The following is a 17,406-nucleotide window of genomic DNA, read 5'->3' on the forward strand; positions in this document are numbered from 1 at the left end:
AGGGATCAATAAAAAAGACACCGCAGTGTCTTTTTTTATAACGAAGTACTTAAACAAAACGAATCGGCTTGAATTCTTCGTCTTGCTGTGGGTCATGTGAATCACAATGTTCATCTTCTTCTTTGGTACCGCGGTCAATATAGCCACTACGTTCAGTTTCAGGCAAATTTTTCATTTCCCAAGCATAAACTGCCTGCATACAGGTTTGACGCTGTTCAGCCGTCAAAACAATCCCGTTAGGCCATTTACCAATTTCTACTGCTGTTTTTAAACGCGAAACAATTTCAGGATCGAGTACGGCCAGCATTTGTTCAATATTCATCATTTAATCCTGCTGTTGTAAAGAGTCAAAATCTTGATTCCACCCCAGTTTGGTACGACATGCCATATAGAAGTCATACCCTGGCGGATGAAGTAAATTCAATTTAAATGGATGTTTACGGATATGTAAACTATCACCGACATTCAATGAAACGCTATGCTGACCATCGGCACTAACCATGGGTAACACGCGATTTTCACGAATTATAATCTTAATTTCACTATGTCCACCGACCACAATTGGACGTGAAGACAACGTATGCGGATGCATCGGTACTAAAGAAATAGCATCCATACCCGGATGGACAATCGGCCCACCACCCGATAAGGCATATGCCGTAGAACCTGTAGGTGTCGAGACAATCAGACCATCACTATGCTGACGATAGACATATTGACCATCAATATTCAATTCGAAGTCAATCATGTGAACAGAGCGACCGGAATGTAAAACTATATCATTCAGAGCGATGGCATCATAAATACTCTCACCTTTAGAGCGAATTTCCATTTCCAGCAAGAAACGGCGATCCAGCTGAAATTCACCCTTCAGCACCTGATCGAGTTTGAATATAACTTCGGTCGGCTTAATATCGGTTAAAAAGCCCAAACGACCACGGTTCACGCCAATGACAGGCGTATTATGTTTTACCAGTGCACGTGCGGCATGCAATAAAGAGCCGTCGCCACCGACCACAATCACCAAATCAACCACTTCCCCCAGTAAAGCACGACTGACAGTTTGCGTATTGGGATATGGCACCAGCGCTGCTGTTTGAGAATCAAAAACAGGATGAAGTCCTAAACTTAAAAGATGGTCATGAATGAGACTTAAAGTTTCAACGACGGAGGATTTATCTGGACGTCCTATTAATCCGATGTTTCGAAAAGTTTTATGTGAAATTTGCACCTGAGTGATCGCTCCGCTACGATTCCTGCCTATCATAGCACTAACCCTATTCATTTTAAAAAACTTTAAAGTTGGATATAACCCGTTACCTAGATGAATATGTTACTCAATAACGATTTGCTTTCCCCTACATAAGCGAAGTGTAGTAAACCTCCTGACTGGTTTAGGCAATATCGATTTTTATGATAAAGATCACATTTTATCAGCGGCATCTTGAGACCTATAATTTTGCCTGTCTCCCCCCGAACGAATAATGGGTTTTAAAATTGACCCGATTTCGCCCAATACAGGCTGTACTATAAAAACAGTATCTTATTTAAAATCAAAAGTTAATTATAAATTTTCTTACTTTTTAATTATTATATTTTCTCTTCATTCACAGATTAATTATTGCAAAAAAATGAAAAGCTTCGCATGATTAGCACAATTTATCAGGATCTTACAATAATTGATGAAGTCTGAACGTGGTATCGGTTTACTAGCGCTTATTTTTTCAATATTAGTCATTGGTGCTTTCTTGGCCTTTAGTATCTATTTAATCCGAATGGATAATATTGTGCGGAATAAGTTTGAAGGACAACGCTGGGATATTCCTGCGAAAGTATTTGCGCGTCCTTTGGAAATTTATACCAATGCGCCGGTTAATCAGACAGACTTTACTCAAGAGCTGAAATTACTTGGCTATAAAGGCTCTGATAGCTATACCAAATCAGGTAGTTATGTCACTTCAGGTGATGCACTCTATGTGCATACCCGTGGTTTTGATTTTGGCGATAGCGCAGAACCTGAACAAGTTTTAAAAGTCACTTTTAACAATAATCAAATTGCTGAAGTTAGTGCGACAAAGCCCTCGTCTACCGGTATTGCTCGTTTAGAGCCTTTGTTGATTGGCGGTATTTATCCGCAGCACAATGAAGACCGTATGCTGATTAAACTCGCCAAAGTCCCTAAACCTTTAATTGAAGCACTCATCGCGACGGAAGACCGTAACTTCTATCATCATCATGGCGTTTCAGTCCGCGGTACAGCACGTGCTTTAGTCAGTAATATCACGGGTGGTAAACGTCAAGGCGGTTCAACCCTGACTCAACAATTAGTGAAAAACTTCTATTTAAGCCCTGAAAGAACATTGAAACGTAAAGTTAATGAAGCTTTGATGGCTCTGCTAATTGAACTGCATTATGATAAAGATGAAATTTTAGAAGCTTATTTAAATGAAGTAAATCTGGGCCAAAATGGGAGTTACTCTATTAATGGCTATGGTCTGGCTTCACAATTTTACTTCGGTTTACCACTGAGAGAATTAAATATCGCTCAACAAGCCTATTTAGTCGGTTTAGTTCAAGGACCTACTCTTTTTAATCCGTGGAAAAATCCTGAAGGCGCAAAAAAACGTCGTGATATTGTTTTACACAATATGCTGGTTATGGGTTATCTCACTCAGGAACAGTTTGAGCAAGAAGTCGCACGACCTCTCAATGTAATTGCAAAACCAACCTTAGGCCCGGCTCGCTTCCCCGACTTTCTGGATATTGTCCGTCGCCAACTGCGTACCGAATATCAAGAAGGTGATTTGACCAATCAAGGTTTAAGAATTTTCACTACGCTTGATCCAATTGCCCAAACTAAAGTCCAAGAGGCGTTTAAAACATCTGTTTCCGGTTTAGCCAATGCCAATCCTAAACGCTTAAAAGATTTACAGGGTGCAGTTTTAATTTCGCATCCTGAAAATGGTGAACTGGTTGCAGCAGTAGGTTCTACACAAGATTTTACCGGTTTTAACCGTGCTTTGGATGCCAAACGTCAGGTGGGCTCTTTACTTAAACCAGTGATTTATTTAAGTGCGATTGAATCGGGACGCTATACTTGGGCCAGCCCTATTGAAGATAGTGCGCTGAATATTGCAAGTGGAGGAAAAAGCTGGACGCCTAAAAACTATAGCGGTGGCGAGCATGGTGTAGTTCCCATGGCGGAAGCGCTGGCAAATTCATACAACCTTGCTGCAGTACGTTTAGGTCAGGAATTTGGCGTTTCAACTTTCAGTAATCACCTGAAAAAGTTTGGCGTAACCTCAGACATTCCTACTTATCCATCTATATTCCTCGGTGCAGTTGATATGTCACCGATGGAAGTAATGAGTATTTATAGCAACTTTGCTACGGGCGGATTTAAATATCCAATCAAATCGATTCGTTCTGTGGTGGATTCAAATGGGCGTTTACTAGACCGTTATGGACTGACCGTACAGCAAACTATTGATCCTTCTGCCGCCTATATTCTGAATTACGGCTTACAACAAGTGATGAGTTCAGGTACAGGTCGTTCGGCTTATAACGCCTTATCTGGCGATTTGAAACTGGCAGGTAAATCGGGAACCACCAACGATACGCGTGACTCATGGTTTGCAGGCTATTCTGGTAATTACCTAAGTGTGGTGTGGCTGGGCCTGGATGATAATAAAGTGACTGGCCTAACCGGTTCATCAGGTGCTTTGCCTATTTGGACCAATGTCATGAAGCAACTGCGTCAGAAACCTGTAAATTTACGTCAAACAGAAAATGTGCAATGGCACTGGATTGACCGCGCAACTGGGCATTTGTCTGCACAAGGTTGTGAAGGCGCCATGTACATTCCGATACTACGTAATAATGTGCCACGTCAAGCAACCGGATGTGGTTTACCTTATTACCAAGTAGAACCGGTTTACAATTCTGACACTGAAAACAATCAGGCCGAACCTGAACAAAACGATAGTATTGAAAACTATATTCGTGAAAGTGAAACTGAAATGCCGCGTGACTCTTCTAATAACAGTCAGGTCATTTCAAGCGGTAGCTATGATAACTAGTGGTGACGATTCAATAATGAAGCTTCGATTCAACATGTATAAGTTGGCTGTGATCGGTTTAGGTCTAATAGGTTTGGTGGGCTGTCAAAGCCTGCCAACGCCTGAGACCAACAAAGCAGAACCCACACCATCTTCTGAAAAGAAAGAAATTAAAACTCCTTCTGGTGTGGTCATTACCCCTTATGACCGTGAAGAAATTCAACGTAAAAAAATGCAGGTGGTGATTCCTGAACAAAGAAGCAGGCAACAATTTGATGATGGCCGAAAACTTCCTGCATTTAAAAAACTCATGCAAAAATCTCAGCTTGCTTATAAACAAGGTCAATGGAATCAAGCTGAAGCTGCAGCACTCCAAGCACAGCGCTTGGCTCCCCAAGCTGCCGAGACTTATTTGTATTTGGCCTTGGTGGCGAACAAGAAAAATAAACCCGCAAATGCAGAGGCTTTAGCACAACGTGGGCTGAGCTATGCTCAAAGTAATGCAATGAAGAAACAGCTCTGGTTAGCCATTTTGAAAGCTGCACAACAGCAAAAAGACCCAAAAACCATTCAACAAGCACAAACGGCATTGAAAGGCTTATAACTTTTAAGATGTATTGAGTCGTTAAAGCCTAGCTCAATACATCTCCTTCTGTAGTTTATAAATTCTACATTTTATAAAAATCGAATACCCGCAATTCCATAAGCACCCTGCTGCTGAGCTTCTGGCAAATCACCTGCTTGCATTCCACCCAAAGCAAAAACAGGAATTTCGACTTGTGAAGTAAGAACTTTAAACTGCGCCCACCCTAATGCTCGAGTCTCTGGATGCGTTTCGGTAGCGACTACTGGACTTAACAGAATTGCATCACAACCAATTTTCTGCGCCTGAGTCATTGAAACCAAATCATGACAAGCAGCGATATAACGCTTACCGATAATTAAATCGCCTTGCATCAAGGACAGCACTTGCGACTGTTTTAAATGAATGGCTGAAATGGCTTGCTGTTGAATTGAATTTAACTGTTGATAAAGGTCAATATTCACAATCAGTTTAGATAATTGTTCAACGCTTAAGCCTGAAATTTCAATGATCTGTGCCTGAGTACCCTCAACACGCCAATACATCAACTGGTCTGATTGCAACTGGTTTAATGCACTTAACTGATCTGAAATTTTAATCTGATGTGCCCAATACAATCGTTTAATCATGGCTTGATTGGCTTTGGGGAAATTTAAACTCAGTAATTCATCACGGCTGTACCACGTCCAGGGCTGTTGAATTTCATTCAAGAGTGGAGTCGGTACGATGGCATGAAATAAATGCAAATTGACGATCACATCATCGTATTCATGGCGAATCACATTAAAAGCATGCCAGTCCTGCAGCCCAATACCCACTTCTTCATAAATTTCACGGCGACAGGCGGCTAAGGGACTTTCTGCTTCTTCAACTTTACCACCTGGAAATTCATGCTTATTTCCCTGATGCTGTTTTGCTTCACGCCATCCTACAAGTACCTTGTTCTGATGCAACAAGATTCCAATTGCAATGTGAATCGTAGGTTTCGACATTCCGTACTCCTTTGCGTGAAAATATTACAGAGTGTAAGCAAATTTAGGTTTTTTATAAAATCTTAAATAATTGATTGACAGGTCTATTCGATAATGATTATCATTTAAAACGTTCACTATATACCACGGAGTCGAAGGAATGAACGCACCATTTAGCTTATTTACCCGTAATAATGATGTAACACAGTCACTACCGATGTTGCATTCCAACAACTTATTTTCCTTGGGCCGAGAAATTCGAATTATGCATGCTGGAGAAGAATACCGTTTACGTTTAACCCGTAACAATCGACTGATTCTGACCAAATAAAAGAATAACAAGCCAATTAATAATATTCGTGGAAACAAGCAGTATGTATACAAACATACTGCTTTTTAGCGGTGGATATTCACCGGAAATTGCAGTTCAACTTTTAATCCACCATGACTGGATTGAGAAAAATGCATTTCGGCTGCATGCAATTCAATAATTTTCTGACAAATCGAAAGTCCTAAACCTGAACCTTGAGTTTTTGTACCTAAAGCACGATAAAAGCGTTCGCCCAAGCGTTGCAAGACCTCTTCTGTTACACCCTGCCCATCATCCTCAATCGTCATCGTTAGCTTTTGATGCTGCTGTTGCACATTAATAAATACATGACCATTTTGCCCGACATATCGAATGGCATTATCCATCAGGTTTCGTACACAACTGAAAATAAGTTTTTCATTAGCCAAAATAGCAAGATGAGGCGAAAGCTGAGTCTGGATTTGAATACTTTTCTTGGTAGCAAAAGGCTGTAAAGCCTGAACAACATCTTTTACTATCACCTGCAAGTCAATTTCAGTTTTTGGTAATTGACGGGTATTGGTCGGATCAAGACGCGCCAGTAAAAGCAGGTTTTCCAAGACTTGTGTGCCACGACTGACATCATTTTGAATACTGACCAAGTCCTGAGTTAAATCTGGATATTTACGTTTTAATACCTGCAAACGCATTTGAATAGCCGATAAAGGCGAACGTAACTCATGCGAGGCATCCGCAGTAAAGCGCTGCTCTGCAACCAAGGATTGTTTAAGCCGCTGCAACATTTGATTCAGTTGCCAGACTATCGGTTGTAATTCTTTTAACTCGGGCACTTGCTGCTGAATCGGAGTGAGATCATTGGCATTTTTTTCAGCAATATTTTTGGACAATTGATGAATGACTTTAAATTGACGTTTCACTGCAAAGTGTAAAATCAGCCACTGCGTCAACCAGAGCAAGACCAATACCAGAGCATAACCCATCACATTCTGAGCTAAATCTTTAAAACGTTCTCCTAGCGGTTGTAACACCAATACCGACATATTCAGCTCAGCATCTTCAGCTCTGTACATACGCCACAATTGCAGGTCTTGCCAAATAAAATCATAGCCTTCAGATACATTATTTTTGATCTTTGAGGACTGTTCTTCTAAATGGAAATCTTTTGATGCAGTCAGCACCTGCTGCTGATCTTTGAGTTGATATTGAATATCAAATTCATCGCTGAGTTCATCCACCTGTTGTCCTGAACTCGTAGTCACATCCGAAATTAACAGCATGTCTGCAATTTCATTCATGAGTTGATCTTGCACCTGCATGGTCTGATAGAGCGAAACCCCCACAAAAAGCAGCAATGCCAGCACACCCGCCACCATTGAACTGAATAATGATGTCCTGATCAGACGGCTTTGTAGAGACACGGCTTGCGGCATATTAATCCTGACTCATACGATAGCCCAAACCACGAATGGTTTTGATATATTGGCTGCCAATCTTTTTACGCAATTGATAGATAAACACTTCTATCGCATTACTTTCGATTTCATCGCCCCATGCATAGAGTGATTCTTCCAGCTGCTCACGGGTCATTACATGTTCAGGTTTTTGCATCAGCTTATGCAAAATCTGAAATTCCTTGGCAGTTAAATTGACAGTCTGACTATCCTGAATCAGTGTTTTGGCTTGCGGGTCTAACACCAGATTTGCATAGCGCAAATATTGATCTGCACTGCTTTGATGCTGTCGTAATTGTGAACGCACGCGCGCAGAAAGCTCTTCCAGACTAAACGGCTTGACCAGATAATCATTGGCGCCTAAATCCAGACCTTCGACACGATCTTGAATACTGTCCCGAGCAGTGATAAAAATCACAGGCGTTTGCTGCTGCTGCGCTCTTAACGTTTTAAGAATTTCATCACCCGTGGCTTTGGGTAGCCCCCGATCTAGTAAGACACAATCATACTGATGCTGCTCAATGGCTAAAATGGCGTGATCACCACGCTCGACCCAGTCAATATTATAACCATCCATTTCTAACCAGGTTTTGATGCTCTCTGCCTGGGAAGCATCATCTTCTGCCAGTAAGATTCGCATATGTTGTTCTCAAGTATTTGGCATGATTGGCTTTTAACATAGCATGCTTTGAAAAAGAGCTTAAACCAAAAGACCACATGAATCATTCATGTGGTCTTGGAAAGAGGCTATGTAAGCCACTGATCGCTTTATTTCAACATCTCAATTATTTTAAAATTGAACTGCATCTACATCAATTTCAACACGTTTTGCAGGTTTGTAATCAATATCCACTTCACCAATCAAGGTAAGTGGAGTTTTGGCATTTATAGGTTTACCTTGCCATAACTCATCATCAATATCGACTGTAATGGTTCCAGTGTTATCACGGAACTGGTATTTTTCATCACCGACCGCTTTCACCACATAACCTTTAAGCTGTACTTTCGTATCATCTTTCAAGCCTAAAGCCTGTTTAACCGAAGTAGTAGTTGTCGGTGCAATAGCCGTTTGATTGATTGCGGTATTTGCCAAAGCAAAAGTAGATGCACCGATCAAACCGGTAATTAAAGCTGCTTTTGAGATCATGTTCATATTGAAGCCCTCATCTTTTTGTTCATCATTTCGATAAAGTGATTAAAACAAATTAAGATGAGGTGAATCTTAAGATTTCTTCATCTTCAAAAATACTTAATTCAAGGGAACAACCCGCAATACCTCTTCCAAAGTGGTCAGTCCATCCAAAACCTTGCGTGCACCTGCAATACGCAATGGTTCTACCCCTTCTTTCTTGGCTTGCTGACGTAATTCATTTAAATTGGCATTTGCACCAATCAGTTGCTTGGTTTCCAGACTTAAAGGCATAAATTCATAGATGCCGACACGTCCTTTATAGCCTGTATGTCGACACTCTTCGCAACCGACCGCTTGGAACACAAAGTCTGGCATAGCAATATTAAAGTCGTAGGTCAAATGCTTCCACTCTTGCTCATTGATAAAAGTTTCTGCTTTACAGTGCGGGCAAAGTTTTCGTACCAGACGTTGTGCCAACACCCCTAAAATAGTCGCTGCAGTTAAAAATGGCTGTACACCTAAATCATGTAAACGAGTCAGACTCGATGGTGCATCATTGGTATGTAGCGTGGATAGCACCAAGTGACCGGTTAATGCTGCTTGAATCGCCATATTGGCCGTATCATGATCACGAATCTCACCGACCATAATAATGTCCGGATCCTGACGCATTAAAGCGCGCACGCCATCAGCAAAACCCAAGTCAATGCCTTGATTGACCTGCATCTGGTTAAAGCTTGGTTCTAGCATCTCGATCGGATCTTCAATGGTACAGACATTGACTTCTTCAGTCGCCAGCTGTTTAAGTGACGAATATAGTGTAGTGGTTTTCCCTGAACCTGTCGGACCAGTCACCAGAATAATCCCGTGACTATGTGCAGTTAAAGCCCGCCAATCATTCAGCAACCCCCCTTCAAAACCCAGCTGCTGAAAACTGCGAACCAACACTTCCGGGTCAAAAATACGCATCACCAATTTCTCGCCAAAAGCAGTCGGCAAAGTCGATAAACGCAACTCGGTTTCTTGTCCTTTAGGCGTGCGGGTTTTTAATCGACCATCTTGAGGTTTGCGTTTTTCCGCGACATTCATGCGACCTAGAATTTTAATTCGCGAAATCACGGCAGTCAGTGTATTGGCCGGCATTTTATAAATAGTATGTAACACACCATCTATTCGGAAACGTACTTTTCCGGCATCTTTACGCGGCTCGAGATGAATATCACTCGCTCCTTGCTCAAAAGCGAACTGCAACACCCAATCGACAAGTTTTACAATGTGTTGATCATTGGCATCCGGGTTTTGCGTATCGCCCAATTGTAAAAGTGCTTCCACACCTTTGTTATCACGATCATAAGCACTGGACTTTTGTGATGAATTAACTGCACGGCTGACTTGATAATATTCGACCAGATAACGCTGTAATTGATCCGGGCTTAATAAAACACGCTGAATTTTTTTTGGTGCAATCGTATGTTCAAGATTGGCCACCCATTCCGTTTTAAAGGGCTGATCTGTTGCAATCAGGACTTTGTCTGGCTGAATTTCTACCGCCAAAATTTTATTACGCACGGCAAATTCTTGCGACATGATATTGGTTAAAGCACCCACATCGGCTTTTAAAGGATCAATAATATAAAAAGGAATATTGGCTTTTTCTGCAATCCATTGACACAATCGGTTTAAGGTTAAGGTAGATTGCGGATGGGATAGATCGACCAGATTAAAATGTGCAATCCACTGCAAGGGATGCCATTTCAGTTGCTCACGCTGGCGGTGTGTGGTTTGTATCAGTAGCTTGTTACGCTCGGTAATACGTCCATCTTTTTGTAGTTGTTCCAAACACCAAGATGTGTCCATTTCAAAATTAAACTTCATTGTTCTAAGCCCCAAAACCTAAGCACACTATAGCAAACTAAATTTCATCTGACTTATCTCAGTTTTAGAAAAAAAATTTCTTAGGCTTTTTTAAAGCCAATCCAGCGTATAGGTCATTCAAATGAAAACTATAACTTTTTTGGCAACTATGATGCTTTTACTTTCACTGATTTATAGCGAATAATACTAAATATGCTGATGAATTAAGCAACTGAATTTTCCATACAAATACTTGGATAAACCCTTTGAATAATATGCTCGATCCGTCACTGCAAAGCACCTCATTTCAAGAACTGCTGATGATTATGGCAGCGGCTTTAGGCTGTGGTTTGCTGATTGGTTTAGAACGGGAACGAAGCAAGCAACGTGAAAACCAGCACAGTTTTGCCGGAGTTCGCTCCTTTGTAATCTGTGCATTACTTGGTGCGCTATGCTTTAGCTTTGGACCTGTTTTTGGGGTTGTAGGTGCAATGAGTGTGGCTGCAATTAGTATTTTTTCGCTTAAAAATCAGCTAAAAGATCCGGGAGTAACCACTGAACTGGCTTTCGTGATGACCTATTTTATTGGCGCGCTGTGTATTTGGAATATCACACTGGCTGCCAGCTTGTCCGTAGTGCTTACCTTTATTTTAATGATGAAGCATTCGATTCATGGGTTTGCAGGCAAATGGGTTACTGAAGCAGAATTTAAAGATGGTTTATTTTTACTGGCACTGATTTTAATTGGTCTACCGCTCACCCCCAATGTCCCTTTATGGGGTGCAGTGCTTAACCCGCATATTATTTTAAAACTGCTTACCCTGATTCTTGTTGTTCAAGCATTGGCACATATTGCTAAACGCTTACTTTCAAAAAAAAGAGCACTCATCCTTTCTTCAATTGCTTCGGGGTTTGTATCCAGTACCGCAACGATTGCGCATTTAGGCATGCAAGTACGTAATGAAGGGATCGATGCCCGATCAAATGCCGGTGCAGCACTGATGTCCTGTATTTCAACTTTGCTACTGTTATTCATTGTGGTAGGAGGTGTCTCTTTAACTTGGCTAAAATTACTGATATTTCCCTCACTCACTGCTATCGCTATTCTAGCGTTTTGTGCTTATTGGCTTTTACGTAAAGCAGAACCTGTCGAAGAAATAGAGCCTGAAGATAGTCCCATGTTTAGCTTAAAAGAAGCCGCGATTATTGCAGTGACTTTAACCATTATTCAGGCTGGCGTGTATGGGCTTGAAATTTTACTCGGTGATTCGGGTTTAATTGCAGGTACGCTCCTGGCTTCACTGTTTGAAATTCATGCCGCTGCGGCTGCTGTAGTGATTCAAGGTGAACCCACAAACACCAGCTTGATGTATGCAATGATGTTAGGCCTAGGTGCTCATGCGGTTTCTAAATCCATTAATGCAGCTATCAGCGGTGGCTTAAAATTTGCACTCTATTTTGCACCTGTGCAAATTCTACATATGACCGTTTTAATAGGTATGCTTTGGTGGATGGTAGAGCGTTAAGCTCAAAGTTCAACAATTTCTATTATCGTCATATGATCCTCTCCCACACAAAAGCTCACATCAAAATGGGCGAAATTCATTTTATAAATCCGCTCAGGATCATTTTGATAAGCCGGTCTTGGATCGAGCGATAAAACCTGTTCCAGTTCATTCACAATTCGATGATCTAGCTTCTTACATTGAATTAAATCTTGCTTTTGCTGCTCAGCATTTTCTGTCCAAATCACTGGTATTCGTGCAGGTTCATCTTGTGCATAACCACTTTGTGCATTCAGTACTGCATCGGAATACTGGATATAAGGCTTGATATCTATAATTGGCGTGCCATTCAATAAGTCACTGCCTGTGACATAGACCCGAACTGACTTACCGACTTTCTTGACTTCTTTGAGTTGAACCACAGACAAACCCATGGGTGCAGGACGGTACATGCTGCGTGTCGCGAACACACCTATTTTCTGATTCCCCCCTAAACGCGGTGGACGGACTTGTGGGCGAAATTTTGTGCTATCTTGTTGATTTTTATTATCATGGAATTGCCAGATGAGCCACAAATGACTGAATTCACCGATCCCTTCAAATGCAAGTAAATCATTATACGGTTCCAGCATTTCAATATAAGATTCGACCTGAACCAGATTTGGCTGTCTAGGGATGCCAAATTTTTCACGGTAGGGAGAATTCATATACCCGATTATTGGCACTTTAATCTCAGTCATAATCACTTTTTCTGATAAGGTCAATTAAATATATTCAGTTTATCGAGAATGTTTTTAGATTAGAATAGTAAGCTGTTCTAATTTGATAATTTATTGAGACCTTTAATGGCTGCTTTCAACGTCGAAAAGATTACTCACGTACACCACTGGAATGACACATTATTCAGTTTTAAAACCACTCGCGACACTGCGTTACGTTTTAAAAATGGTCAATTTGTGATGATTGGACTGGAAGTAAATGGTAAGCCTTTAATGCGTGCTTATTCTATTGCTAGCGCTAACTATGAAGAAGAGTTAGAGTTTTTCTCTATTAAAGTGCCAGATGGTCCTTTAACTTCTATTTTACAAAAAGTAAAAGTGGGCGATGATATTTTAGTCTCCCGTAAACCGACAGGAACTTTGGTTCTTGACGATTTAAACCCAGGTAAAAACTTGTACCTTCTTTCTTCTGGTACTGGTCTTGCGCCGTTCTTGTCAACGATTCGTGACCCAGAAACCTATGAACGCTTTGAAAAAGTGATTGTGGTTCACGGTACGCGCTTTATTTCTGAATTGGCTTACCAAGACTTGATTCTAAACGAACTTCCAAATCACGAATTCTTTGAAGAACTGGGTATTAAAGACAAATTGATTTACTACCCGACAGTAACGCGCGAAGAATTCCACACTCAAGGTCGTGTAACCACTGCTATTGAATCTGGTCAACTGTTTGAAAAAATTGGTTTACCACGTTTCAACCCGGAAACTGACCGCGCAATGCTTTGCGGTAGCCCGGCATTCCTAGACGACGTGGTTGCTTTGCTTGACCAACACGGTTTAAAAGAATCTCCTAAAATGGGTGTTCTTGGCGACTACGTGATTGAACGTGCATTCGTTGAAAAATAAGATTCTTTGAATCTAAAAGCCGAGCTGAATTGCTCGGTTTTTTTATTCATTAAAGAAATATTTTTTCTTTTCAGAGGAAAGTTTTGTGTAATCAATACCTAAAGGTGCAAGTAAACGTTTATATACAAATGACTTTCTTTCTTCTACATGTTTTTTAAATTCATTTAGATTGGATGTGAACTCATAACAAACTATATATCCATTGCAAATTTGATCCATTTTTTGGCAAGTCTTATAAAAGTTCAAACCAGTTTTTATATTCTTTTTATATCCTTGTAATTCTATAATTTTTTTATTTAATTCCGAAAATGCCTTTTGAGGAATAAATAATTTGAACTCAGTTCCAACCTTTTTAAGTTCCAGCCCTAAAAATATTACCGTTTGAGAAGAAGTATAAATTTCTGATTTTCCCGATCCAATATCTGGTATAGAAAGTTGTATTTTGTTCAATTCATGTCTTATTAGTTCAAAGTGTTTTTCAATTTCATCTCTTGTATTTGCAAATACAACTAAATCATCAGCATATCTAACAAATTCAATTTGTGCATTTTGCAAAACAATTTCAAAATCTTGTAAATAAAATGAAGCTAATAAGGAAGCTATGGGCATACCTTGTCTAATTCCTCTACCTTTTTTATTATTTATCATCGTAGAAAATATTCTAAACTGCTCATCTGTTGTGGCTTGAATCAATCTTGGAATAGGGCCGGAATTTATCATTGTCTTAAAGAATATCTGTAAACTAGGTAACCCAACTTTTTTTCAAATAATTTTAAAATTCTATTTCTATCTAAATTATCAAAGAACGATTCAATATCTGTTTTCAAAGCATATTTATACTTTTTTCTCAGATTTTTTAATTTATCATGTGCTCCTTTCACTCCTTTTAATTCTGCATATTTTTCTTTATAAGCAAAATCCTGAGCTTGCAAATTTTTCTTTTTTTCTATCTTTTCTAAATAAGAGATAAATAACAATTGAACCAACCTATCCTTGACGGATGGGACGCAAACCATACGATAATTATTTTTATCTTTTGGAAGAAAAATTGGAGTGAGAGGATCAAATTTAAACTTGTTTAATTGAATAGAATTTATTATTTCTAGTTTAGATTTTTCTCTATCTTCAAAGAATTCATCTACCGTTATATATTTTGAATGATATGTTAAAGCTGACTTTTTCTTACCAAGTTTCGTTTTGAACTTACTTAACTCAGCATCAAACTCTTGCTGACAATATTGATAAAATTCCATTCCCGTTTCACTATGCTCTTGCAAGGTCATGGTCACATAGTTTCAGAGTTGCAGCATATCGCTTCCTATTCGTCTTACTCAACGATGAAACCTTGTCGGTCGCCATTGCCAAGTACTCGGAACACAATGATGCGTCCTGTGACTCTAGGTGCGATTGGGTGCTCGAAAGAGCATAAAAATATCTACATCATATTTAAAGGTTATATTCTTAAATTTCAAGTAAATTTTGAAAAAACTTCACTAACCCAGCTTCCGTGGTCACGACAATTATCGCTATTATGATGAAAATACATTCAAACGATTAGTGTTTATTAAGCGCTGTCGTGCGCTGGATATTTCATTAAACGAGATTGAAACATTGCTCGAATTAGAACAACAGCCATCGCAAAGCTGTCATGCCGTGAATCAACTGATTGAGCAACATATTTCACAAGTAACTGATAAAATTATAGAATTAAAAAAATTTCAACAACAGCTCATCCAGCTACGCGCCTCTTGCAGTACTACGCAAAGCATTGATAGTTGCCAGATTTTAAAGCAGCTTGAAGCTGAAAAATAACTAGAAACCCAACTAAAATACTAGGTTGAATCATTTTTTTAGATCCTTACAATAAAGCCATAAATTTTTTATGCCTTTATTGACATGACCATTTCGCACGTAACCGAACTTCTCTCTCCTGCCGGCTCACTGAAAAATATGCGCTATGCATTTGCCTATGGTGCGGATGCCGTATATGCAGGCCAGCCGCGTTATAGTTTACGTGTGCGCAATAATGCGTTCGATCATGACAATCTAAAAATAGGTATTGAGGAAGCTCATGCACTAGGCAAAAAATTCTATGTAGTGGTGAATATTCAACCGCATAACTCCAAGTTGAAAAACTTTATTCGTGACTTAGAACCTGTGGTTGCCATGCAACCTGATGCCCTAATTATGTCTGACCCGGGCCTCATCATGATGGTACGTGAGCATTTTCCAGATGTTTCGGTACATCTGTCGGTTCAGGCCAATGCTGTGAACTGGGCAACGGTGAAGTTTTGGCAAAATATGGGCTTAACTCGGGTCATTTTGTCCCGTGAACTCTCAATCGAAGAAATTGAAGAAATTAAAAATAATGTACCGGGTATGGAAATTGAAGTTTTCGTGCATGGTGCATTATGTATGGCTTATTCCGGTCGTTGCCTGCTTTCTGGCTATATGAACAAACGTGATGCCAATCAGGGTGCTTGCACCAATGCGTGTCGCTGGGATTATAAAATTCACCAAGCAGTTGAAGATGAAACTGGAGATGTGATTCCAGTTACACAAATTGAAGACTCATTCAAAGATGCGTCATGCTGCAAAAACAAAGATGCAGATGAGCAACACGCCCTAGAACAACACCAATTTGGCGAGCCGGTTTTATTACAACGCAATGAAGAAGACATGTTCGCAGCTGAAGAAGACGAACATGGCACTTACTTCATGAACTCTAAAGACCTACGTGCGGTACAACATGTCGACCGTTTAGCGAAAATGGGCATTCATTCATTAAAGATTGAAGGTCGTACCAAATCTTACTTCTACTGCGCCCGTACTGCACAGATTTACCGTAAAGCGATTGATGATGCGCTTGAAGGCAAACCTTTTGATCCAGCATTGATGACTCAACTGGAAGGGTTGGCGAATCGTGGCTATACCGAAGGTTTCCTGCGCCGTCATGTGCATACTGAATATCAAAACTATGAAACCGGTTCATCGCGTTTTGACCATCAGCAGTTTGTCGGTGAAGTGTTAGAGCGTAACGGTGACTACATCAAGATTGATGTGAAAAACCGTTTTGTGGTCGGTGACTCGCTTGAGCTGATGACCACTTCAGGCAACATCACTTTTACCTTGACTGAAATTAAAGATAAAAAAAGCAATCTGATTATTGACGCCAAAGGTTCAGGCCATATTGTAGATATTCCTGTCCCTGCCGATGTCGATATGTGCTATGCCCTGCTGATTCGCAACTTGCCGAATTCAACTGCAGATATTTCAGCATCTTCCCTGGCTTATCAAGCCGTCTAATTAGAGAGATTAGGATGGCTTTGCTGATTACTGATAAATGCATCAATTGCGATATGTGTCTACCGCAATGTCCGAATGATGCGATTTATGAAGGGACAAAAGTATATGAAATTGATGTTGATCGTTGCACTGAATGTATGGGCTTTTATGAACATCAAACCTGTATAGCCGTGTGTCCAATTGAGTGCATTATTCCGCATCCTGAGCATATGGAAACACAAGAGCAATTGATGCATAAGTTTAAGGCTTTGAATTTATTTAATTACTTATCCAATAAATAAAAATGGAACAAAAATTGCTGTTTGTAATAAATCAACTTTGGAGAAAGAACAATAAAAGGGCGTAAAACAAAAAAGGAAAATGCAAAATGTAAACCGTCCAAGTATGTGGGGATACTTTAGCTGGCGGCATATTGCAGGCATAAAAAAAGGAACTTGGGTGTTAGCCTCCAAAGTTCCTGTAAAACGAGAATATTAAGAAAAATAATATTCAAAATAAAGCGCTAATCAAGGTCAGTGTGCTTGGGGACACACCGACCTTTTTCTTTTATTGCCCAGAACGGATAATGTAATCAAAAGCAGACAGGGATGCTTTGGCGCCTTCACCCGTTG

17 protein-coding genes and 1 pseudogene are annotated in these 17,406 nt (G+C 40.1%); 8 read left to right on the forward strand and 10 right to left on the reverse strand.

Annotation, left to right across the window (positions count from 1 at the left end):
- Positions 1-49 precede the first annotated feature (49 nt).
- Both AC3CAU_RS03005 and AC3CAU_RS03010 read right to left on the reverse strand, forming a co-directional pair.
- Positions 50-322 carry a YeaC family protein gene (locus AC3CAU_RS03005; RefSeq protein WP_447053303.1) on the reverse strand — a complete coding sequence of 91 codons (273 nt, stop codon included), beginning with the start codon at positions 320-322 and terminating at the stop codon, positions 50-52.
- A gap of 3 nt (positions 323-325) precedes the next feature.
- The gene (locus AC3CAU_RS03010) at positions 326-1,267 is read right to left on the reverse strand and encodes an NAD(+) kinase (protein WP_131215882.1); all 942 of its coding nucleotides are present in this window, start codon (positions 1,265-1,267) and stop codon (positions 326-328) included.
- A gap of 415 nt (positions 1,268-1,682) precedes the next feature.
- Here AC3CAU_RS03010 and mrcB point away from each other — a divergent pair, with 415 nt between their 5' ends.
- Together mrcB and AC3CAU_RS03020 are read left to right on the forward strand one after the other, a co-directional pair.
- Entirely contained in the window at positions 1,683-4,079 is a 2,397-nt protein-coding gene (gene mrcB, locus AC3CAU_RS03015) for a penicillin-binding protein 1B (RefSeq protein WP_447054323.1), read from the forward strand.
- Positions 4,080-4,113: 34 nt separating this feature from the next.
- Positions 4,114-4,662, forward strand: a complete 549-nt coding sequence (locus AC3CAU_RS03020) for a tetratricopeptide repeat protein (protein WP_131215964.1) — start codon at positions 4,114-4,116, stop codon at positions 4,660-4,662.
- A gap of 71 nt (positions 4,663-4,733) precedes the next feature.
- Here AC3CAU_RS03020 and AC3CAU_RS03025 read toward each other — a convergent pair whose 3' ends face one another.
- Entirely contained in the window at positions 4,734-5,633 is a 900-nt protein-coding gene (locus AC3CAU_RS03025) for an NUDIX domain-containing protein (protein WP_447053304.1), read from the reverse strand.
- 139 nt (positions 5,634-5,772) lie between these two features.
- On the opposite strand from AC3CAU_RS03025, the gene hemP reads away from it, so the two are divergent.
- Entirely contained in the window at positions 5,773-5,943 is a 171-nt protein-coding gene (gene hemP / locus AC3CAU_RS03030; protein WP_447053305.1) for a hemin uptake protein HemP, read from the forward strand.
- A 65-nt stretch (positions 5,944-6,008) separates the two neighbouring features.
- Here the strand turns inward: hemP and AC3CAU_RS03035 are convergent, their stop codons facing one another.
- The 4 genes from AC3CAU_RS03035 to tfpB all read right to left on the reverse strand — a co-directional run bounded on the left by AC3CAU_RS03035 (position 6,009) and on the right by tfpB (position 10,380).
- On the reverse strand, positions 6,009-7,352 hold the full coding sequence (locus AC3CAU_RS03035; RefSeq protein ID WP_447053306.1) for a sensor histidine kinase: 1,344 nt from the start codon (positions 7,350-7,352) through the stop codon (positions 6,009-6,011).
- 1 nt (position 7,353) lies between these two features.
- Complete coding sequence (locus AC3CAU_RS03040) at positions 7,354-8,013, reverse strand: response regulator transcription factor (protein WP_447053307.1); 660 nt, start codon at positions 8,011-8,013, stop codon at positions 7,354-7,356.
- 150 nt (positions 8,014-8,163) lie between these two features.
- Positions 8,164-8,526 (reverse strand): NirD/YgiW/YdeI family stress tolerance protein, encoded by a 363-nt coding sequence (locus tag AC3CAU_RS03045; protein ID WP_424620438.1) that lies wholly within the window; start codon positions 8,524-8,526, stop codon positions 8,164-8,166.
- A 96-nt stretch (positions 8,527-8,622) separates the two neighbouring features.
- Positions 8,623-10,380, reverse strand: coding sequence for a type IV pilus assembly ATPase TfpB (gene tfpB / locus AC3CAU_RS03050; protein ID WP_447053308.1), 1,758 nt, complete (start codon positions 10,378-10,380; stop codon positions 8,623-8,625).
- Between the two features lie 254 nt (positions 10,381-10,634).
- Here tfpB and AC3CAU_RS03055 point away from each other — a divergent pair, with 254 nt between their 5' ends.
- Positions 10,635-11,885: an MgtC/SapB family protein gene (locus tag AC3CAU_RS03055; RefSeq protein WP_447054324.1), complete on the forward strand. Its 1,251-nt coding sequence runs from the start codon at positions 10,635-10,637 to the stop codon at positions 11,883-11,885.
- Between the two features lie 2 nt (positions 11,886-11,887).
- On the opposite strand, the gene tsaA is transcribed toward AC3CAU_RS03055, so the two are convergent.
- Positions 11,888-12,604 carry a tRNA (N6-threonylcarbamoyladenosine(37)-N6)-methyltransferase TrmO gene (tsaA, locus tag AC3CAU_RS03060; RefSeq protein WP_447053309.1) on the reverse strand — a complete coding sequence of 239 codons (717 nt, stop codon included), beginning with the start codon at positions 12,602-12,604 and terminating at the stop codon, positions 11,888-11,890.
- A 105-nt stretch (positions 12,605-12,709) separates the two neighbouring features.
- Here tsaA and AC3CAU_RS03065 point away from each other — a divergent pair, with 105 nt between their 5' ends.
- Complete coding sequence (locus AC3CAU_RS03065) at positions 12,710-13,489, forward strand: ferredoxin--NADP reductase (RefSeq protein WP_067724336.1); 780 nt, start codon at positions 12,710-12,712, stop codon at positions 13,487-13,489.
- Positions 13,490-13,531: 42 nt separating this feature from the next.
- Here the strand turns inward: AC3CAU_RS03065 and AC3CAU_RS03070 are convergent, their stop codons facing one another.
- Together AC3CAU_RS03070 and AC3CAU_RS03075 are read right to left on the reverse strand one after the other, a co-directional pair.
- The gene (locus tag AC3CAU_RS03070) at positions 13,532-14,209 is read right to left on the reverse strand and encodes a reverse transcriptase domain-containing protein (RefSeq protein ID WP_447053310.1); all 678 of its coding nucleotides are present in this window, start codon (positions 14,207-14,209) and stop codon (positions 13,532-13,534) included.
- Entirely contained in the window at positions 14,206-14,772 is a 567-nt protein-coding gene (locus AC3CAU_RS03075) for a reverse transcriptase domain-containing protein (protein WP_447053311.1), read from the reverse strand. The genes AC3CAU_RS03070 and AC3CAU_RS03075 overlap by 4 nt, the downstream gene beginning before the upstream one ends.
- A gap of 214 nt (positions 14,773-14,986) precedes the next feature.
- Here AC3CAU_RS03075 and AC3CAU_RS03080 point away from each other — a divergent pair.
- From AC3CAU_RS03080 to AC3CAU_RS03090, 3 genes and pseudogenes are all read left to right on the forward strand, one after another.
- Positions 14,987-15,301, forward strand: a pseudogene (locus tag AC3CAU_RS03080) (MerR family DNA-binding protein); the annotation flags it as partial.
- Between the two features lie 84 nt (positions 15,302-15,385).
- On the forward strand, positions 15,386-16,795 hold the full coding sequence (trhP, locus tag AC3CAU_RS03085) for a prephenate-dependent tRNA uridine(34) hydroxylase TrhP (protein WP_447053312.1): 1,410 nt from the start codon (positions 15,386-15,388) through the stop codon (positions 16,793-16,795).
- Positions 16,796-16,809: 14 nt separating this feature from the next.
- A complete protein-coding gene (locus AC3CAU_RS03090; protein WP_447053313.1) occupies positions 16,810-17,076 on the forward strand; it encodes a YfhL family 4Fe-4S dicluster ferredoxin in 267 nt (88 codons plus the stop codon).
- Positions 17,077-17,406: the final 330 nt, after the last annotated feature.

This window comes from Acinetobacter sp. GG23 (assembly GCF_057766365.1).